Annotated in this window: 15 protein-coding genes and 1 pseudogene; 7 read left to right on the top strand and 9 right to left on the bottom strand. The window is 65.4% G+C overall.

All coding sequences use genetic code 11. From position 1 onward, the window contains the following. Nucleotides 1-13: 13 nt before the first annotated feature. The 3 genes and pseudogenes from AC1RNP_RS10315 to AC1RNP_RS10305 all read right to left on the bottom strand — a co-directional run. Nucleotides 14-379: pseudogene (locus AC1RNP_RS10315) on the bottom strand (H-NS histone family protein); the annotation flags it as partial. Between the two features lie 192 nt (nucleotides 380-571). Next, nucleotides 572-2,281: a proline--tRNA ligase gene (locus AC1RNP_RS10310; protein WP_493051162.1), complete on the bottom strand. Its 1,710-nt coding sequence runs from the start codon at nucleotides 2,279-2,281 to the stop codon at nucleotides 572-574. 123 nt (nucleotides 2,282-2,404) lie between these two features. After that, the gene (locus tag AC1RNP_RS10305; protein WP_493051161.1) at nucleotides 2,405-3,001 is read right to left on the bottom strand and encodes a DUF4124 domain-containing protein; all 597 of its coding nucleotides are present in this window, start codon (nucleotides 2,999-3,001) and stop codon (nucleotides 2,405-2,407) included. Nucleotides 3,002-3,039: 38 nt separating this feature from the next. Between AC1RNP_RS10305 and pssA the strand changes: the two genes are divergently transcribed. Genes pssA through rimI form a run of 3 tightly spaced genes read left to right on the top strand, consistent with a single transcriptional unit; the run spans nucleotide 3,040 to nucleotide 4,588 of the window. Then, nucleotides 3,040-3,816 carry a CDP-diacylglycerol--serine O-phosphatidyltransferase gene (pssA, locus tag AC1RNP_RS10300; RefSeq protein WP_493051160.1) on the top strand — a complete coding sequence of 259 codons (777 nt, stop codon included), beginning with the start codon at nucleotides 3,040-3,042 and terminating at the stop codon, nucleotides 3,814-3,816. Beyond that, nucleotides 3,813-4,085 carry a hypothetical protein gene (locus tag AC1RNP_RS10295; protein ID WP_493051159.1) on the top strand — a complete coding sequence of 91 codons (273 nt, stop codon included), beginning with the start codon at nucleotides 3,813-3,815 and terminating at the stop codon, nucleotides 4,083-4,085. Before pssA ends, AC1RNP_RS10295 begins: the two co-directional genes overlap by 4 nt. Then, a complete protein-coding gene (gene rimI / locus AC1RNP_RS10290) occupies nucleotides 4,082-4,588 on the top strand; it encodes a ribosomal protein S18-alanine N-acetyltransferase (protein WP_493051158.1) in 507 nt (168 codons plus the stop codon). Before AC1RNP_RS10295 ends, rimI begins: the two co-directional genes overlap by 4 nt. Nucleotides 4,589-4,754: 166 nt before the next feature. Here the strand turns inward: rimI and AC1RNP_RS10285 are convergent, their stop codons facing one another. The 3 genes from AC1RNP_RS10285 to AC1RNP_RS10275 all read right to left on the bottom strand — a co-directional run bounded on the left by AC1RNP_RS10285 (nucleotide 4,755) and on the right by AC1RNP_RS10275 (nucleotide 9,841). Next, nucleotides 4,755-7,688, bottom strand: coding sequence for a valine--tRNA ligase (locus AC1RNP_RS10285; RefSeq protein ID WP_493051157.1), 2,934 nt, complete (start codon nucleotides 7,686-7,688; stop codon nucleotides 4,755-4,757). 213 nt (nucleotides 7,689-7,901) lie between these two features. Further along, nucleotides 7,902-8,327, bottom strand: a complete 426-nt coding sequence (locus AC1RNP_RS10280) for a DNA polymerase III subunit chi (protein ID WP_493051156.1) — start codon at nucleotides 8,325-8,327, stop codon at nucleotides 7,902-7,904. Nucleotides 8,328-8,359: 32 nt separating this feature from the next. Beyond that, on the bottom strand, nucleotides 8,360-9,841 hold the full coding sequence (locus AC1RNP_RS10275; protein ID WP_493051155.1) for a leucyl aminopeptidase: 1,482 nt from the start codon (nucleotides 9,839-9,841) through the stop codon (nucleotides 8,360-8,362). A 205-nt stretch (nucleotides 9,842-10,046) separates the two neighbouring features. Here AC1RNP_RS10275 and lptF point away from each other — a divergent pair, with 205 nt between their 5' ends. Then, nucleotides 10,047-11,147, top strand: coding sequence for an LPS export ABC transporter permease LptF (gene lptF / locus AC1RNP_RS10270; protein ID WP_493051154.1), 1,101 nt, complete (start codon nucleotides 10,047-10,049; stop codon nucleotides 11,145-11,147). Next, nucleotides 11,144-12,244, top strand: coding sequence for an LPS export ABC transporter permease LptG (lptG, locus tag AC1RNP_RS10265; RefSeq protein ID WP_493051153.1), 1,101 nt, complete (start codon nucleotides 11,144-11,146; stop codon nucleotides 12,242-12,244). Before lptF ends, lptG begins: the two co-directional genes overlap by 4 nt. Here the strand turns inward: lptG and AC1RNP_RS10260 are convergent. Continuing rightward, complete coding sequence (locus tag AC1RNP_RS10260; protein ID WP_493051152.1) at nucleotides 12,241-12,450, bottom strand: hypothetical protein; 210 nt, start codon at nucleotides 12,448-12,450, stop codon at nucleotides 12,241-12,243. The genes lptG and AC1RNP_RS10260 overlap by 4 nt on opposite strands. A gap of 426 nt (nucleotides 12,451-12,876) precedes the next feature. Between AC1RNP_RS10260 and AC1RNP_RS10255 the strand changes: the two genes are divergently transcribed. After that, nucleotides 12,877-14,535 (top strand): FAD-binding dehydrogenase, encoded by a 1,659-nt coding sequence (locus AC1RNP_RS10255; protein WP_493051151.1) that lies wholly within the window; start codon nucleotides 12,877-12,879, stop codon nucleotides 14,533-14,535. A gap of 10 nt (nucleotides 14,536-14,545) precedes the next feature. Here the strand turns inward: AC1RNP_RS10255 and lpxL are convergent, their stop codons facing one another. Beyond that, on the bottom strand, nucleotides 14,546-15,478 hold the full coding sequence (gene lpxL / locus AC1RNP_RS10250) for an LpxL/LpxP family Kdo(2)-lipid IV(A) lauroyl/palmitoleoyl acyltransferase (protein WP_493051150.1): 933 nt from the start codon (nucleotides 15,476-15,478) through the stop codon (nucleotides 14,546-14,548). Nucleotides 15,479-15,565: 87 nt separating this feature from the next. On the opposite strand from lpxL, the gene waaA reads away from it, so the two are divergent. Continuing rightward, the gene (waaA, locus tag AC1RNP_RS10245; RefSeq protein ID WP_493051149.1) at nucleotides 15,566-16,897 is read left to right on the top strand and encodes a lipid IV(A) 3-deoxy-D-manno-octulosonic acid transferase; all 1,332 of its coding nucleotides are present in this window, start codon (nucleotides 15,566-15,568) and stop codon (nucleotides 16,895-16,897) included. A gap of 72 nt (nucleotides 16,898-16,969) precedes the next feature. Here the strand turns inward: waaA and AC1RNP_RS10240 are convergent, their stop codons facing one another. Continuing rightward, nucleotides 16,970-18,424: a TolC family outer membrane protein gene (locus AC1RNP_RS10240; RefSeq protein WP_493051148.1), complete on the bottom strand. Its 1,455-nt coding sequence runs from the start codon at nucleotides 18,422-18,424 to the stop codon at nucleotides 16,970-16,972. Nucleotides 18,425-18,428: the final 4 nt, after the last annotated feature.

Here is an 18,428-nt window from a genome sequence, read left to right as displayed (position 1 = left end):
AGTGGCCCGATCACTTCTTGATCAGGAAATCTTCGGGCTTCTTGCCTTTCTTCACCAGCGCTGCCATCCAGAGCGGCTGCTTGCCGCGACCGGTCCAGGTTTCCTTGGGATTGCCGGGATTACGGTATTTCGGCGCGACCTTGCCGAGCTTGCGGCCCTTACGCGCGGTAGCGGCCTTGGCCGGACGTCCGGCGGATTTCTTGGCGACGCCACCGAACAATTCGGCGATGGTGTAACCCTCGGCGGCGACCGCGGCGATGAGCCTGGCACGCACCGTGGCGACGGGCTTGCGCTTCTTGAGCGTGGTCTTGCGCTTCTTGGCTTGCGAAATCAGCGAATCAAGTTCTTTGGCGGAAAGGCCATTCAAATCAATCGACATCAATTAACTCCGGATTATCGGCTGAAGGGCGCCGTTCCGTGGCGTTGGAAAGATTCAGCCTAACAAATCCCGGGGGAATATAAAAATGCCAATAGGAATGCGGCCACGCGATTTCACGCGTAGCCGTTTCTTAACAAATGGAAGAAATGCCAGCCAGAATCGAGAAACAGCGTCGAAAGCCAGTATTGAAAATCAGGCCGGGGAGGGCGCGCGCAAACGTGAAATCAAGGTCTCTCGCGAGATGTTTTCCGTTTCCGCGATGTTGCGTGCGCGATATTCGAACGTGCCGGCAGCTAGTGCCCGTTCGGATACCACGACCCGATGCGGGATGCCGATCAGCTCGATATCGGCGAACATCGCGCCAGGGCGCAGGCCGCGATCATCGAGCACGGCATCGATACCGGCGGACTGCAATTCCGCATACAGCGCCTCGGCCGCGGCGGCGACCGTCGCATCCTGTTTCGGATTGATCACGCACACCGCCACCTGCCACGGCGCCATCGGCTGCGGCCAGACGATGCCGGCGTCGTCGTGGTTCTGCTCGATGGCCGCGGCGACGATGCGCGTGACGCCGATGCCGTAGCAGCCCATCGCCAGCGGCTGGGCGCGTCCCTGCTCGTCGAGCACGGTGGCCTGCATGGCTTCGGAATATTTGCGGCCGAGCTGGAAAATATGGCCGACCTCGATGCCGCGCGCGATCGCGAGCGTGCCGCGTCCATCGGGCGAGGCATCGCCGGCGACGGCGTTGCGGATATCGGCGACCACATCCGGCTCGGGCAGATCGCGACCCCAGTTGACGCCGGTCAAATGGAAGCCGGCCTCGTTGGCGCCAACGATCATGTCGGCCATCGCCGCGACTTCGCGATCGGCGATCACGAAGATTTTCCCGCGCGGTTTCACAGGGCCCAGGAAACCGGGTTCGGCCCCGAGTACTTCGAGGATTTCCGCTTCCGTCGCCAGACGATAATCGGCGAGGCCATCCACCTTCGCCAGCTTGATCTCGTTGACGACGTGGTCGCCGCGCACCAGCGCCAGCACGAAGCCGTCTCGGCCGATCAAGGCGACCGATTTGACGGTGCGCGAGAGCGGCAGGCCGAGCAGGGCGGCGACGTCCTCGCAGGTTTTCTGCGTGGGCGTGGACACCTTGCGCAATTCCTCGGTGGCCGCCGCGCGCGGGCCCGGCGGCAGTGCCTCGGCCGCTTCGACGTTCGCCGCGTAATCGGAACTGTCGGAAAAGACGATCGCGTCCTCGCCGGAGTCGGCGATCACCTGGAATTCCTGGCTGGTGTCGCCGCCGATCTCGCCGCTGTCGGCGCGCACGGCGCGGAAGCGCAAGCCGAGGCGCGTGAGGATGCGCGAATAGGCCTCGTGCATGTTGCGGTATTCGCGCGCCAGGTCCTCATCGCTGAGGTGGAAGGAATAGGCGTCCTTCATGATGAACTCGCGCGCACGCATCACGCCGAAGCGCGGACGCAGCTCATCGCGGAACTTGGTGTTGATCTGGTAGAAATTCACCGGCAGCTGCTTGTAGCTGACCAGTTCGTTGCGTGCGAAATCGGTGATGACTTCCTCGGCCGTCGGCGCGTAGCAGAATTCCTGTTCCTTGCGATCCTTCAGCTGCAGCAAGGTGTTGCCATAGCGCTGCCAGCGGCCGGTTTCTTCCCACAGTTCCTTGGGTTGGATCGTCGGCATCAGCACTTCGATCGCGCCGGCGCGATTCATTTCCTCGCGCACGACCGCTTCCACCTTGCGCAGCACGCGCAGGCCCAGCGGCGACCAAGTGTAGATGCCGGCGGCGAGCTTGCGCAGCATGCCGGCCTTGAGCATCAGCTTGTGGCTGACGATCTCGGCATCGGCGGGGGTTTCCTTTTCGGTGCGGAGGTGGAACTGCGACAGACGCATGCGGGGCGGTCGGAATGGGCGGGAGGGTCCGCCATTCTGCCACGGCATCGGGCCGCGTCGGTGCGACGCGGCGGGAGTTTCAGGGGTTTCAGGCCGCAAAGGGCCCGAAGAACGCGTTCCGGCTTACGACGGGCAGTTTGCCTTCAACGTGGCGCGCGCCAGTTCCAGCTGATTGCCGCGCTCCTCGGCGGTGAGGGTCTTGTCGGCCTTGCCATCGCCGTCGGTGTCCCGCTGCACGTCGTTCTTGTCTTCCAGCATCTTGATGTTCTTGCGCGCCGCCGCGCATTGCGGATTTTCACCGCCGCTGGGCTTGGCGTCGCCGGCGACGGTTTTCGATGCGGTTTCCGTCGCCTTGGGAGCAGGGGCGGCGACGTCGTCATGCCGGATTTTCTGCTGCTGGTACTGCGCGTTCGCCGGCGGGGTTTCCGAATAATGGGTGACGCCCTTGTCGTCCTTCCACTGATAAACCTCCTGGCCCGAGGCGGACAGGGAGATGGCGGCGAGGGCCGGAAGCAGGAGCGCCTGGCCGAACAGGGAAAGGAACGGTTTACGGGGCATGCGGAACCTGCTGCGCAAGGAGGGCGGGGCGATTGCAGCACCGTGCGGTGGCGGCTGCAAGCCCGGAAGCCGGATCGCGTGACGCTGGTCGCGGGCCGGGTTCTCGCATTGTGTGCCGGGAGAACCGCCATTTGCCCGCCCGATGCCCGCGTCGAGGGCCATGCGAGCGCGCCGCGGCGCGGCTCGCTAAACTGCCCGCCATGGATGACCAGCCCCTGCAACGTCCGCGCGGCCGCGGCATTTACCTGCTGCCCAACCTGTTCACCACCGGTGGCCTGTTCGGCGGTTTCTTCGCGATCATCGCCGCCTCGCAGGGGCGGATCGAGGCCGCCTGCGTGGCCATTTTCATCGCCGCCATTCTCGACGGGCTGGACGGGCGCGTGGCGCGCCTGACCAATACCCAGAGCGAGTTCGGCGTGCAGTACGACTCGCTCGCCGATCTGGTGAGCTTCGGCATGGCGCCGGCGCTGGTGATGTACCACTGGGCGCTGATGTCGCTGAAGCTCGACGGCATCACCATCGGCCGGATCGGCTGGCTGGCGGCGTTCCTGTACGCGGCCTGCGCCGCGCTTCGGCTGGCGCGCTTCAACAGCCAGGTGGGCAAGGTCGACAAGCGCTGGTTCATCGGCCTGGCCAGCCCGGCGGCGGCGGGGCTGATGGCGAGCTTCGTGTGGACGTTCCACGATCTCGACCTGAGCGGCGACGAGATGCGATACGTCGCGCTCGTCGTCACCGTCCTCGCCGGCCTGCTGATGGTCAGCGGCATCCGCTACAACAGCTTCAAGGGCGGGCGCGGGGCGAAATCCGATCGCGTGCCGTTCTTCGCGTTGCTGCTGGTGGTGGCGGTGTTGATCGCACTGGTGATCGATCCGCCCAAGACGCTGTTGACGGCGACGGTGCTGTACGCACTGTCCGGGCCGCTGCTGTGGTTCAAGCGGCGGCGTTTGCCGGTCGATACCACGGATGCAAGCGCATGAGTTGGGATCCGTTGCAGCGCGAAGTGCTGGAGGCCTTGGGCCATACGTTGTATTTCACGGCTTCGCCGCAAGCGCAGGCATCAGAAGAGATGCTTCCCGAGGATGCGCTGCTGCTGGCCTTGTTGCGTGCCGCCGGCCGTGATCGCGATGCCGCCGACGCCATTGCGCTGTGCCGCGAATGGGGGCCGGCCGCGCGCCTGCGCAACGCATCCGCCAAACGCGCGCTGTGGCCGCGCTTGCGCGCGTTGCGAGGACGGTCGCCGGCATGAGCGCGGTCACCACGCAAGAAGCCGGAGCGGCGCCGGCCGGCAGTCTGCGGCCGATGCGCGAGGCGGATCTCGATGCCGTGATGGAGATCGAGCGCCGCGCCTATCCCTTCCCGTGGACCCAGGGCATTTTTCGCGACTGCCTGCGTGCCGAGTATCCGGCGTGGGTCATGCTGGGTGAAGGCCGGCAGAGCGAGGGCCGGATCATCGGCTACGGCGTGCTCAGTGTGGCCGCCGATGAGGCACACGTGCTCAATGTGTGTGTCGATCCGCTGGCGCAGAGTCGCGGGCATGGCCGCAAGCTGCTGCGGGCGTTGATGAATAACGCGCGTGGTTTCGGCGCGCAGCGCATCTTTCTCGAAGTACGGCCTTCGAATCCGCACGCCATCGCGCTGTATCACGATGAAGGCTTCAACGAGATCGGGCGACGGCCGCGCTATTACCCTGCCAAGTTTGGCAGGGAGGATGCGATCGTGATGGCGAAGGAATTGCTGAGCGAGGATTGAGCGCGATTGAAACGCGCGTAACAGGCTTGTCATCCCGGCGAAAGCCGGGATCCGATCCTTCATCTGGCAGATGATGTTTTCGAGAACCAAAGCTGGATCCCGGCTTTCGCCGGGATGACGGCTCATTGTCGGTTGCTCCAAGAGACTTTCCGCTTGGGGGCGGAATTCAAAGCCGCGCGCGCTGGGCCGTCAGTGTCTCGAGTTGGGCGGTCCAGTCAGCCAGGCGCTTGCGCTCCTGCTCCACGACGGCCACAGGCGCGTTCTGCACGAAGGTGTCGCTGGCGAGTTTTCCTTGCGATTTCGCCAGCTCGCTCTGCACGCGCTTGATCTCCTTGTCGAGGCGCGCGCGTTCGGCGTCGAGGTCCACCAGACCTTCCAGCGGAACCAGCAGCTTCAGCGAGCCGACCAGCGCGGCCGCGGCGGGCGGCGGATCACCCGCGACCATATCGATGCTTTCGAGGCGGTTGAGGAACTTCAGCTGCGACGCATGCCGCGCGATGCGGGCGGCATCCTCCGCCGAGCCTTCCTGCAACAGCAGCTTGACCGTCTTCGTCGGCGACACGCCGAGCTCGCTGCGAATGCGGCGCAGCGCCGAGACCATCGCCTTGACCCATTCGATGTCGGCTTCCGCATCGGCATAGGCCTGCACGGCGAAATCGGCGCTGTGCGGATAAGGCTGCAGCATGATCGTGCGCCCGTCGATGCCGAGCCTGGGCGCGACCTGTCGCCACAGCTCCTCGGTGACGAACGGCACCAGCGGATGCAGCAGGCACAGCACGCGTTCAAGCACGAACAGCAGCGTGTGGCGGGTGCTGTCGGCGGCCGCAGGGTCGTCGCCATTCAAGGCGGGCTTGGCCAGTTCGACGAACCAGTCGCAGAACTCGTTCCAGGCGAACTCGTACAGGCTCTGCGCCAGCAGATCGAAGCGGTAGGCGGTGAAATGCGCTTCGGCCTCGGCGGCGGTCTTGGCGAGGCGGGCGAGAATCCAGCGCTCCGCGTCCGTGACCGGCGCGACGGTCGGAGTTTCGCCGGCTGCGGGTGCCGTGAATCCTTCGGTGTTCATCAGCACGAAACGCGTGGCGTTCCACAGCTTGTTGCAGAAATTCTTGTAGCCCTCGCAGCGCGCGAGATCGAACTTGATGTCGCGGCCGGGACCCGCCAGCGCGGCCATAGTGAAGCGCAGCGCGTCGGCGCCGAAGGCGGGGATGCCATCGGAGAATTCCTTGCGCGTGGCCTTCTCGATCTTCGGCGCATCCTTGGGCTTCATCAGGCCGGTGGTGCGCTTGGCGAGCAGGTCGTCGAGCGAGATGCCGTCGATCAGGTCGAGCGGGTCGAGGATGTTGCCCTTCGACTTGGACATCTTCTGCCCGTCCTTGTCGCGCACGAGGCCGGTGATGTAGATGTCCTTGAACGGCACGCGCGCGGTGTCGGGCAGCGACGGCGGCATGAAGTGGTCGGTCATCATGATCATCCGCGCCACCCAGAAGAAGATGATGTCGAAGCCGGTGACGAGCACGCTGGAGGGCACGAAACGATCGAAATCACGTGCCTGCATCGTGTCCGCGTTGGGCCAGCCCATGGTGCTGATCGGCCACAGCGCTGAGGAGAACCAGGTTTCGAGGACGTCGCTGTCGCGGACGACGCTCAGGTTGTTCGTTGCACTCGGGTCGTAAAGATGGGGATTCTTTTCGAGCAACTCGGTTTCGTTTCTCGCGACGTAAACAGAGCCATCCCGGTCATACCACGCCGGGATGCGATGACCCCACCACAATTGGCGGCTGATGCACCAGTCCTGGATGTTTTCCATCCAGTGGCGATAGGTGTTGATCCAGTTTGGTGGAACGAATTTCACCGATCCGTTTTCAGCAAGCGCGAGGCCGCGTTCGGCGAACGAATCCATCTTCACGAACCATTGGTCCGTCAGATACGGCTCGATAACCTGGTTGGTGCGATCGCCGCGCGGGACTTGCAGCTTATGGGCTTTGGTCTCAACCAGCAGGCCGAGCGCTTCGAGATCGGCCAGAACGGCTTCGCGCGCCTTGTATCGGTCCAGGCCACGGTATGTGGATGGGATGTTGTCGACGGTGCCGCTAGGCAGGAAATCGGCGCCAAGCGTGCCGCCATCCTTGAGCAGAAGGCTGCCGTCCTCCTGGACTTCGGAATGGCTCGTCTGTGCGCCGTCATGCCAGCGGCTCCATTTGATCCTCGCGTCCGGCGTGAAGATGTTGATCAAAGGCAGGCTGTGGCGCTGGCCGACGGCGTAGTCGTTGAAGTCGTGCGCGGGCGTCACCTTCACGACGCCGGTGCCGAATTCGCGATCGACGTAGGTGTCGGAGATGATCGGGATGTCGCGGTTGGTCAGCGGCAGGCGCACGGTCTTGCCGACAAGATGCGCGTAGCGTTCGTCTTCCGGGTGCACCATCACCGCGGTGTCGCCGAGCATGGTTTCCGGTCGCGTGGTGGCGACGGTGAGCGTGCCGCTACCGTCGCTGAGTGGATAGGCGATCGACCAGAGGAAGCCGTCTTCCTCCTCGTTGACGACTTCCAGGTCGGAAATGGCGGTCTTCAGCCCCGGATCCCAGTTGACCAGGCGCTGTCCGCGATAGATCAATCCTTCTTCATAGAGGCTGACGAAAGCTTCGGTGACGGCATCCGACGCCATCGGGTCCATCGTGAACACGCTGCGCGACCAGTCGCCGGAGGCGCCGAGGCGGCGCATCTGCCGTTCGATGGTGTCGCCGGACTGCGCCTTCCACTCCCAGACCTTTTCGATGAACTTCTCGCGGCCGAGGCCGTCGCGGGTCAGGCCTTCGCGATCGATGTTGCGCGCCACCACCATCTCGGTGGCGATGCCGGCGTGGTCGCTGCCCACCTGCCACAGCGTGCGGTAGCCGCGCATGCGGTGGTAGCGGACCAGCGCATCCATCAGCGTGTGCTGGAAGGCGTGACCCATGTGCAGGGTGCCGGTGACGTTCGGCGGCGGCAGCAGGATGCTGTAGGCCGGGCCGTCGCCTTGCGGCGCGAAGACGCCGCTGCTTTCCCACTCGGCGTACAGGCGGGTTTCGAAGGTTTTCGGGTCGTAACCGGGGGCGAGAGGCATAGGGCTGAATCTTGGATTCGAAAAAGTGATGTCTTTAGTTTTTCCCTTCTCCCGCCGGGAGAAGGGTGAAGCCGCTCGTCGAGCGGCCGAACCGCAGCGCCGGATGAGCGTGGGAGAGTGATTGGCCAGGGAGCGTTTCCCGGTCAGTGATTTCCCGCCCTCATCCGCCCCTTCGGGGCACCTTCCCCCCAGAGGGGGAAGGAAGATCAAAAACTACATGTCGTGCTTGTTGACTTCCAACCCGCGCGATTTGTACTGCGTCCAGCGCTCGCGCAGCGGGCCGCGCGCGGATTCGTCGGCAGGCACCACTTCCAGCACACGCTCGAAGCCGTCCTGCACGGCGTCGTCGCGCAGGTTGATCACCAGCGGCCGCAGCGGCGCGTCGAACTCGGGTGGCGCGATCAGCACCGGCGTGAGCTCGTCTTCCTCGTCGGTGCCGGCGATCTGGTGCGGGATGTAGGTGTCGTCGCCCATGTCCCACAGCAGGTCGTCCAGCGCCTCGGCCTGTGCCGTGTCGCGCGCCAGCACCAGCGTCCAGTGGTTGGCGTCGTAGGCCTTGCGCGCCAGCTCGCAGACCAGCCGCAGCGGTTCTTCGCGGAAGCGCGGCTTGGCGATCAGGTAGAAGTCGGCGCGCGGCACGAGACGTCAGTGATTGGCTTCAGTGATCGGCGTTACGCCGCGCGGTCGAGCAGCCACTGCGTCAGCAAGCCTACCGGCCGGCCGGTGGCCATGCCGCGCTTGCCCTCGTCGCTGGCGGTGCCGGCGACGTCGAGGTGCGCCCAGCGCTGGCCTTCGGTGAAGCGCGCGAGGAAGCAGCCGGCGGTGATCGCACCCGCCCAGCGCCCGCCGATGTTGTAGACGTCGGCGAAGCTGGATTCGAGCATGGTCTGGTATTCGTCCCACAGCGGCAGGCGCCAGGCGCGGTCGAAGACGTTCTCGCCGGCGGTGAGCAGTTCGGAGGCCAGGTCGTCGTGCTTGCTCATCAGGCCGGAGGCGTAGCGGCCGAGCGCGACCATGCAGGCGCCGGTGAGCGTGGCGACGTCGACGATGGCCTGCGGCTCGTACTTCTGCACGTAGGTGAGGGCGTCGCACAGGATCAGGCGGCCTTCGGCGTCGGTGTTGCCGACTTCGATGGTCTTGCCGGACATCGAGGTGATCACGTCGGAGGGACGGTAGGCGTTGCCGTCGATGGCGTTCTCCACCGCCGGCACCACCACGACCAGATTGAGCGGGAGCTTCATCCTCACCGCGGCGACGAAGCTGCCGATGACGGTGGCGCCGCCGCACATGTCGTACTTCATTTCCTCGATGCCGCCCTGCGTCTTGAGATTGACGCCACCGGTGTCGAAGGTGATGCCCTTGCCGACGAGGGCATAGGGTTTCGCATCGCCGCCACCATTCCAGCGCAGCACGATCAGGCGCGGGCGATTGGCCGAGCCGCGCGCGACCGCCAGCAGCGAGCCCATGCCGAGCGCTTCCATCTGCGCTTCGTCGAGGATTTCGGCTTCGGCGCCATCGTGCCCGGCGGCGAAGGACTGCGCCTGCTCGGCGAGATAGGCCGGCGTGCAGATGTTGGGCGGCAGGTTGCCGAGGCCGCGCGCGAATTCCACGCCCGCGGCGATGGCCTCGCCCTGCGCCAGCGCGGTGGCGTCGTCGCCGGCCACGGCGAAGCCCTTCAGGCCGGAGTCGTCGTGCCTGGCCTTGTTCTTCTCGCCCAGGGTGGCGACGTAGCGGTAGTTGGCGTGGGCGGCGGTGATCACGGCCTGACGGATGTTCCAGGCCTTGTCGCGGCCGGGGACGTCGAGCTCGGACAGGGTGAACAGCGCCTGCTGCGCCGGGCCGGACTTCAGCGCCCGCGCGGCATCGCCCACGGCCTTGAGGTACTGCGGAACACCGAACTTGGCCTTGTCGCCCAGCCCCACCACCAGCACGCGTGGCGCGGTCACGCCGGGCAGGTCGTGCAGCAGCGCGGTCTTGCCGGTCTTGCCTTCGATGTCGCCACGCTCGATCAGGGCGGCGAGGCGGCCGGCGCTGGCGCTGTCCAGGGCCTGTGCGGCGGGCGTCAGCGTCTTGTCGCCATAGGCGCCCACGACGATGCAGTCGGTGGCCGCGGTGGCCGGTGTGTCGCGGTTCAGGGTGAATTGAAGGGTCATGACTCTTGTTCGGGGCTCTGGTTCGGGCGAAGTGTTGCTGGCGTCGTATTGTTTACAATCGGCTGTTCACGATTCGACAGGGATACTACCCGTCCCCGTCAGGACGGGACGGCCGGAAGGCCGAGTCGCGAACTCTCAAGTCTATCAGGCCACCGCCCCGGCCCCGATCGATTCCACCCGCCAAGAGCCAGATCCCACCGTCTTGATGCCGAAGCTCGACTCCTACCTGTTCCGCGAATTTGCCCAGGCCACGTTCGCGGTCCTGGTGGTGCTGTTGATCGTCAGCCTCGGCGGGGTCTTCGCGGACGTGCTGCGCAACATCGCCGGCGGGCGGATCGCGGCCGGGCTGATGCTCTCCCAGCTGGGCCTGCAGTTGCTGAACTACCTGCCGCTGATCCTGCCCCTGGGCCTCATGCTGGGCCTGCTGCTGGGCGTGAGCCGCCTGTACCGGGATTCGGAAATGCCGGTGCTGGCCTCGATCGGCGTCGGCCCGCGGCGCCTGCTGCGGCCGGTGATGATGCTGGTGCTGCCGATGGTGATCTTCATCGGCATGTGCTCGATGTGGCTCGGGCCGTGGGCGCGCAACTATTCGCAGCAGCTGATCGAGGCCGGCAACCGCAGCCTGCTGGTGGCGGGGCTGGAGCCTGGGCGCTTCATCGAACTGCCGGGCGGCGACGGTGTGGTCTACGTCGGCGGCATGTCCACCGACGGGCGCAGCATGTCGCGCGTGTTCGTCTATCGCCAGACCGACGAGCGGCTGGATGTGACCACCGCGTTGACCGGCAATCTCGAGGTCGACGGCACCGAGCGCTATCTCAAGCTCAACGAGGGCTTCCGCGTCGAAGGCCCGCTCGCTGACGGCCGCGACTACCGGCTGATGCGCTACGCCAGCAACGACGTGCGCCTGCCGGCGGCGGAAGAGGAAGCCAAGAAGGACGATCCGGAACTGCTGTCGACCGTGGCCCTGCTCAGCGATCCGCGTCGGCAGGCCGGCGCCCAGCTGCACCAGCGCCTGACGCCGCCGCTACTCGCGCTCGCCTTCGCGCTGCTGGCGATCCCGCTGGCGCGCAGTTCGCCGCGGCAGTCGCGCTATGGCCGCGTGCTGCTCGGCTTCCTGGCCTATCTGGTCGGTACCAACCTGATGTGGATGGGCACCGACTGGCTGTCGAAGGGCAAGGTCTCGCTGGCGCTCGGCCTGTGGTGGCTGACCGTGCCGCTGCTCGCTTTCGCGATCTGGGCCTACCTGCAGGACGGGCGGATGCGCAAGAAGCGTCTGCGCCGCGTGGTGGCGGAGCGGCACGCATGACGCCGTTTCCCAAGATCCATGACCAGTACGTCGCGCGCACGGTAGCCACCACCGTGCTGCTGACCTGGACGGTGCTGGTCGGTCTCGACGTGATCAACGGTCTCGTCGATGAAATCGGCGACGTCGGCAAGGGCAACTACAGCTTCTTCGACGCCATCACGTTCATGGTCTACACGATTCCGCGCCGGGCCTACACGATGTTCCCGACCGCGGCGGTGATCGGCGCGCTGATGGGGCTCGGGCAGCTGGCGGCGAGTTCCGAATTGACCGCATTGCGCGCGCTGGGATTGTCGCGGCGCCGGTTGAGCATCTCGGTGGCGACGCCGTTGCTCATCCTCACCGCATTGATGGTGCTCAGCGGCGAAAGCCTCGGGCCGTGGGGGCAGCGCAGCGCCGATGGCCTGAAGGCTTCGGCGAAATCGAGGGACATGACGGTGGCGCAATACTCCGGCTTGTGGGCACGCGAGGGCGACACCTTCCTCAACGCGCAGAACGGGCGGGAACTTCCCCAAGGCGGCGTGGAGCTGCGGGATGTGCGCCTGTACGAGTTCGCCGGTGACGGCCGCCTGGAATCGATCGCCCGCGTCAATATCGCCGAGCATCGCAAGGGCGGGTGGCTGCTGCGCAATGTCAAACGCACTTATTTTGAAACCAATTCGGTGACGCAGACCGAAGTCCTGGAAGAACACTGGGCCTCGAAGCTCGATGCGGCCGCGCTGGCGGCGAGCGCGCGCAACATCTCGCGGCCGCGTTACATGACCTCGCACGATCTTCGCGAGGGCATCAAGTACCGGCAGCGCAACAATCTCGATGCCAGCGAGTTCGAACAGCATTATTGGGGGCGGTGGTTCTATCCGCTCAATGTGCTGGCGTTGTGCCTGGCGGCGATTCCGTTCGCGTTCGGCACCTTGCGCAGCGGCGGCGCGGGCAAGCGGTTGTTCATCGGCATGGTGTTCGCGCTCGGGTTCTGGCTGCTGCAGACGCAGTTCGTGTCGCTGGCAGGCGTGTACAAGTTCGATTACCGCATCGCCTATGTGGTTCCGTCGCTGGTGTTGCTGACGATCTCGTTCCTGCTTTTCAGGCGGCGGAGTGGTTAGGGTGTTTTGTTCGGATCGTCGTCCCAAGGAAAGTTGGGATCCACTTTGATGTTGCTCCTGCTGTAGCTGTCATCCCAGCGCAAGCTGGGACCCATTTTGTTGTTGCTGTTGTTCGTCATTCCGGCGGAAGCCGGGTTTTTAACAGCCGAATGGCTGGTCATCCAGCTTCTTGCTTGATCGTCGTCCCAGCGGAAGCTGGGATCCATTTGGGTTTTGCTGTTGTCGTTGCTTGTTGAAGATCAAAAGCGTTTCGTCCGCTGCGCGGCCGAGTTCATTTCTTTTGATAAGCGTCACTGCACGCGCAGGAGCGCGTGCGAACGGCGCAGCCGGCCCCGAAGGGGTGAGCGCCATGGATGGCGCGAATCAAAGAAACGAACCAAAGAAAAACGCTTTCCCCGACGAAGCAGCCCCAGAGTTTCGTTGTTATCAGGATTTTTCGACTCGCCATCCTGGCTCGGTCGAAAAACGGCGCACATCCTTGTGCGCCGCCCTCCGGGTCTCCGGTTGCTGAGGTGGGTTCGGCATTCTTAGAAGCGAAGAGTGGAGACTTTCTCCGTTTGGCTCTTGGGAGATAGGCAAGTCCTCCGCACCGCGTTAAATTCGAGGCCTTCCGTCACGTGGGGGTGGGCGAGATGCAGGACTCGAACGATGCAATCGTCATCGGTGCCGGCCTCGCCGGCCTGGTCGCGGCCACCGAGCTGACCGATGCCGGCAAACGCGTGCTGGTGCTGGAGCAGGAGCCGGAGCAGAGTCTCGGCGGGCAGGCGTTCTGGTCGTTCGGTGGCTTGTTCTTCGTCGATTCGCCGGAGCAGCGGCGCATGGGAGTCCGCGACTCGCACGCGCTGGCGCTGGCCGACTGGATGGGCACGGCGGCATTCGATCGGGAAGAGGATCTGTGGCCGCGACGCTGGGCCGAGGCCTACGTGGACTTCGCCGCTGGCGAAAAGCGCGCCTGGCTGCACGGCATGGGCATGCGCTGGTTTCCCGTGGTGGGATGGGCCGAACGCGGCGGCTATGGTTCGATCGGTCACGGCAATTCGGTGCCGCGCTTCCACGTCACCTGGGGCACCGGTCCCGGCGTGATCGAGCCGTTCGTGCGGCGCGCGCGCGAGGCGGAGAAGAAAGGCCTGCTGCGTTTCGCCTTCCGTCATCGCGTGGATGGACTCATCGTCGAGAACGGCACCGTCACCGGCGCGCGCGGCAGCGTGCTGGCGCCGGACGGGATGGATCGCGGCAAGTCGAGTTCACGCGAGGTCGTCGGTGATTTTGAGCAACGCGCGCAAGCGGTGATCATCTGTTCCGGCGGCATCGGCGGCAATCACGAACTGGTGCGCCGTTATTGGCCGGAGCGCCTCGGCGCCGCACCCGCGCACATGATCTGCGGCGTGCCCGCGCACGTGGATGGGCGCATGCTCGACATCGGCGCGGCCGCGGGCGCGAACCTGATCAATCGCGATCGCATGTGGCATTACGTGGAAGGCATCGAGAACTGGAATCCGATCTGGCCGATGCACGCGATCCGCATTCTGCCGGGGCCCTCGTCGCTGTGGTTCGACGCTACCGGCAAACGCTTGCCGATGCCGCTGTGGCCTGGTTTCGACACACTCGGCACACTGGAATATCTGCGCGGCAGCGGTCACGACTACAGCTGGTTCATTCTCGATCAGGCGATCATCAAGCGCGAGTTCGCCTTGTCCGGCTCGGAACAGAATCCCGACCTCACCAACAAAAGCTGGCGCCAGGTGCTCAAGCGCGCCGTCGGCAAGCGCGCGCCGGGGCCGGTGGAGGCGTTCAAAGAGCATGGCCGCGATTTCATCGTGCGCGATACGCTCGAGGAACTGGTCGCGGGGATGAATGCATTGAGCGGCGACAACCTGCTCGACGTCGCGCAGATCCGGCGCGAGATCCAGGCGCGCGATCTGCAGTTCGACAATCCGTATACCAAGGACAGCCAGGTAATGGCGATCCACAACGCGCGTCGCTATCGCGGCGACAAGCTGACGCGCGTGGCCAAGCCGCATCGCATTCTCGATCCGGCCAACGGTCCGCTGATCGCGGTGCGCCTGCACATCCTCACCCGCAAGAGCCTGGGCGGTTTCGAGACCGATCTGGAGGCGCGCGTACTCGCGCCCGATGGCCAGCCGCTCCCTGGGTTGTATGCGGCCGGCGAGGCATCGGGCTTCGGTGGCGGCGGTGTGCACGGCTATCGCGCACTGGAAGGCAGTTTCCTCGGCGGCTGCCTGTTCTCGGGGCGGCGCGCAGGCCGTGCCGCGGCGACGGCGATCGCGTAGCGGGCGGAACCTAGCGCTTCCCGATGCCGGCGTAGGGCGACACGCCATCCGGACGCCGCTTGAAGCGGCGATGGATCCACAGGTATTGCGTGGGCACCGCGCGCGCCATCGCTTCGATGCCGGCCATCACCTTTGCTGTGTCGGCGGTGGCGTCGGAGGAAGGGAAATCCTCCAGCATCGGCGAGAGTTTCATGGTGTAGCCGCCATCGGCACGGCGCTCGTGCTGGAACAGCACCACCGAGGCGCCGGACAGGCGTGCGAGCTGATGCGTGGAGGTGAGGCTGTGCGCCGGCTGTCCGAAGAACGGCACGTACACGCTGTCGCCGCGGCTTGGATCCTGATCCGGCGCGTACCACAGCAGCCCGCCGCGCTTGAGATGACGCACGGTGCCGCGCACGTCCTGCTTGGGAAACATCGCCGTGGCGTAGCGCGCGCGTCCGCGACGCACCGCCCATTCCATCGCCGGCTCCGCATGCGGACGATACATGCCGGCCAGCGGCAGGTGATCGCACATCAGCCGCGCCGCGGCTTCCAGCGTGGTGAAGTGGCCGGAGACGACGATCACGCCGCGGCCGCCGGCGCGTGCGGCTTCGATGTGTTCGAGACCTTCCACGCGCATCCCGCGCCGCAGCGGCGCGACCGAGCCCCACCAGGCGCGCGCGAACTCGAACAGGCCGATGCCGAGCGCGGCGAAATGCTCGCGCAGCAGGACATCGCGCGCCTCGGCGTCGAGTTCGGGAAAGCAGAGTTCGAGATTGCGCGCGGCGATCGCGCGCCGTTCCGGCAGCAGCCTGCGCAGCGTGCCGCCGATCCATCGGCCCAGCACCCGCTGCCAGGACCAGGGCAGGCGCGCCAGCAGGCACATCGCGCCGATGTTGATCCATGTCGGCCAGTGTCGGATGCCGAGCGGAGGTGGTGGAAGAGGCGGGGGCGTCGTTGACATGCGCTGATTCTATCCGGTGATTCTAACGGTCCGGCGCTGCGGCTATGCTGTGAAGGTGAACGCCGCCCCTGCCGCATCCGACAGATCGTGACCGTGCCCGCGACAAACGAGCGCGTCATCGAGCGTCTGCTGCGCGGGCTGTATTCGGCCGTCCTGTACGTGCTCGCGCCGATCACGATCTATCACCTGATCTGGCGCGGCTTCCGCCAGACCGAATATTTCCAGCGCTGGAACGAGCGCTATTCCGTCTATGTCGGCGCGCCGCATGCGGAGACCGTCTGGGTGCACGCCGTCTCGGTGGGCGAGGTGAATGCCGCCGCGCCCCTGGTCGACAGCCTGCTGCGCGAACGTCCGGACCTGCGCATCCTGGTCACCACCATCACACCGACCGGCTCGATGCGCGCGCGCGCGCTGTGGGGCGATCGCATCGAACACGTCTACCTGCCTTACGACCTGTCTGGCGCCGTGAAGCGTTTCCTCGCGCACTTCCGTCCACAACTGGGCATGATCGTCGAAACCGAGTTGTGGCCGAATCTGCTGTTCTGCTGCCGCGATCAGGGCATCCCGGTCTACATCGTCAACGCGCGCCTGTCGGAGCGTTCGCTGCGCGGCTATCGCGTACTGCGCGCACTGGTCGGTCGCGCCCTGCGCACGGTGCGCAAGGTGGCCGCGCAATCGCGTCGGGACGGCGAACGCTTCGTGCGCCTGGGCGCCGATCGCGATGCGGTCGTGGTCACCGGCAATCTCAAGTTCGACATCACCATCGACGAGGAAGGCCTGCACGCCACGGCCGATGCGTTCCGCGCGCGCGTGGGCGTGCGGCCGATCTGGATCGCCGCCAGCACGCACGTGGAAGAAGAAGCGGTGGTGATCGCCATCCATCGCCGTTTGCGCGAACGCTGGACCGATGCGCTGCTGCTGTGGGCGCCGCGCCATCCCGAGCGTTTCCGCGGCGTCACGCAGCAGGCGATCGATGCCGGTTGGCGCGTGGCGACACGCCAGCTCACGCAATGGCCGGATCGCGACGACGGCGTGTTCGTGATCGATACGCTGGGCGAGTTGATGGATTTCTACGCCTGCGCCGACGTCGCTTTCGTCGGCGGCAGCCTGCAGGACATCGGCGGACACAATCTGCTGGAGCCGGCCGCGGTCGGCACGGTCGCGGTCACGGGACCGCATCTGCACAACTTCGCCGACATCGCGCGGCAGCTCGATGCCGCCGGTGCGTTGCGGATCTGTCGCGATGCGGGCGAAGTCGGCGATGCCATCGAATCGCTGCTACGCGAGCCGGAAACGCGCTCGGCCATGGCGGCGGCCGGATTGGCGCTGGTGGAGCAGGGGCGTGGGACGCTGCAGCGCACATTGGAACTGGTGTCCGGCGATCTGCCTGCCGGATCCAGGATGCGTGCCGGTTCCTAGAAACGCGAACGGATTCCGGGGCCCGATGCGCTGAAGCGCGGATCGATACCCGGAATCCGTTTTTTGCGGCGATTACTTGTTCTGCGGTGCGGGCGTCGTCGGCAGCGGGCCCGTTTCGACCTGCCCCGGAGACAACTGCGCGGTGGCGTCGGCGGTCAGGAGGCGGTTGATGTCGCGGAGGTCGTCGATGTCGAGCGAGCCGGCGGCCTGATCGAGCAGCAGACGGTTCTGCAGGAAGTTGTACTTGGCCTGTGCGTAGTCGGTTTGTGCCTGGAGCAGGGTGCGTTGGTTGATCAGCACATCGAGCACGGTACGGGTACCGACTTCGAGACCGACCTGCGAGGCGTCGTAAGCGGCCTTGGCGGACACCACGGCCAGTCGGCGCGCCTCGACTTCGCTGACGCCGGCGACGAGTGTCTGATAGGCATCGCGCGTGTTGCGCTCGAGTGCCCGCTTCTGCTGTTCGTACACATCGCGTGTCGCGTCGCGGGTGGCAATGGCCTGGCGAACCTGCGATTGCGTGATGCCGCCCGAGAAGATCGGCACGTTCAATGTCAGGCCGATGGTACGGCTGTGGCCGTCACCGCCAATCGAGCTGAGCGAGCTCGATGAAGAGTCGCCGTTCCAGGTGGTGTTGCGACCGTAGCTCGCGCCAAAGCTCAGGGTGGGCAAATGCCCAGCGCGAGCCGTGGACACGTCGATTTCCGAGGACTTGGTCTGATATTCGATGGCCTTCAATCCCGGGTTGTGTTCCAGGGCGGAAGCAACCCAAGTATCGGCGCTCTGCTCCGCCGGAAGCTCCGGGCGAAAATCGTCCGGCAACGCTTTCAGATTGATGAATTTGGTGCCGGTGATTTCGGTCAATGCCTGATACGCGTCCTGCAGGGCGTTGCGCTGCAGGATGGTGGCGGCGCGGGCGCTGTCGTATTCGGCGCGGGCTTCGTGCACGTCGGTGATCGGCGCGAGACCGACTTCGAGGCGCTTGTCGGCATATTCGAACTGGCGCTTGGCGGCCGCTTCCGCGGCTTCGTTCGCGGCCAGCGTTTCGATCTGCACCAGCACATTGAAATAGGCCGCCGAGGTGCGCGTGATCAGGTCGCTGCCTGCGTTGTCGAGCGTGAAATCGGCAGCCTTGCTGAGCTCGCGCTGCGAGCGCAGGCTATTGATCTTGCCCAGGTCGAAAATGGACTGGGACAGAGAAGCGCCGTATTGCCGGCCGCGGGTGTTGGAAATGCCGTCGCTGAAAATCCGGACCGGATTGCCTTGCAGATCGGTGGCGGTGACGAAGCCGTCCTGACTGTTGCTGTGCGTCCGCGACAATTCGGCACTGCCGTTGATCTGCGGCAGCAACTGTCCGCGCGCCTGCACCGCGCCTTCCTTCGTCGCCAGGCGTCTGAATTCCGCTTCGGAGTAGGTCGGATCGCCTGTGCGCGCCAGATCGTAGGTCTGCAGCAGGTCTTCGGCGAAGGCCGAGGCCGGCAGCAGGGCGGCGATGGCAAGGGTGAGTGCGAGGGGGCGGCGACTCATGATG

Source organism: Luteimonas sp. GW821-FHT14E02 (assembly GCF_058803905.1).
Note: the sequence above shows the minus strand (reverse complement) of the source record. Positions and strands in the feature narration are given on the sequence as shown.

Coding starts and splice junctions, on each gene's coding strand:
- AC1RNP_RS10260 (WP_493051152.1), bottom strand. CDS start 12,450: ATGGATCCCAGCTTCCGCTGGGACGACGATCAAGCAAGAAGCTGGATG.
- lptG (WP_493051153.1), top strand. CDS start 11,144: ATGACGCCGTTTCCCAAGATCCATGACCAGTACGTCGCGCGCACGGTA.
- lpxL (WP_493051150.1), bottom strand. CDS start 15,478: ATGTCAACGACGCCCCCGCCTCTTCCACCACCTCCGCTCGGCATCCGA.
- AC1RNP_RS10310 (WP_493051162.1), bottom strand. CDS start 2,281: ATGCGTCTGTCGCAGTTCCACCTCCGCACCGAAAAGGAAACCCCCGCC.
- AC1RNP_RS10295 (WP_493051159.1), top strand. CDS start 3,813: ATGAGTTGGGATCCGTTGCAGCGCGAAGTGCTGGAGGCCTTGGGCCAT.
- AC1RNP_RS10305 (WP_493051161.1), bottom strand. CDS start 3,001: ATGGCCCTCGACGCGGGCATCGGGCGGGCAAATGGCGGTTCTCCCGGC.
- AC1RNP_RS10275 (WP_493051155.1), bottom strand. CDS start 9,841: ATGACCCTTCAATTCACCCTGAACCGCGACACACCGGCCACCGCGGCC.
- AC1RNP_RS10240 (WP_493051148.1), bottom strand. CDS start 18,424: ATGAGTCGCCGCCCCCTCGCACTCACCCTTGCCATCGCCGCCCTGCTG.
- lptF (WP_493051154.1), top strand. CDS start 10,047: ATGCCGAAGCTCGACTCCTACCTGTTCCGCGAATTTGCCCAGGCCACG.
- rimI (WP_493051158.1), top strand. CDS start 4,082: ATGAGCGCGGTCACCACGCAAGAAGCCGGAGCGGCGCCGGCCGGCAGT.
- pssA (WP_493051160.1), top strand. CDS start 3,040: ATGGATGACCAGCCCCTGCAACGTCCGCGCGGCCGCGGCATTTACCTG.
- AC1RNP_RS10255 (WP_493051151.1), top strand. CDS start 12,877: ATGCAGGACTCGAACGATGCAATCGTCATCGGTGCCGGCCTCGCCGGC.
- AC1RNP_RS10285 (WP_493051157.1), bottom strand. CDS start 7,688: ATGCCTCTCGCCCCCGGTTACGACCCGAAAACCTTCGAAACCCGCCTG.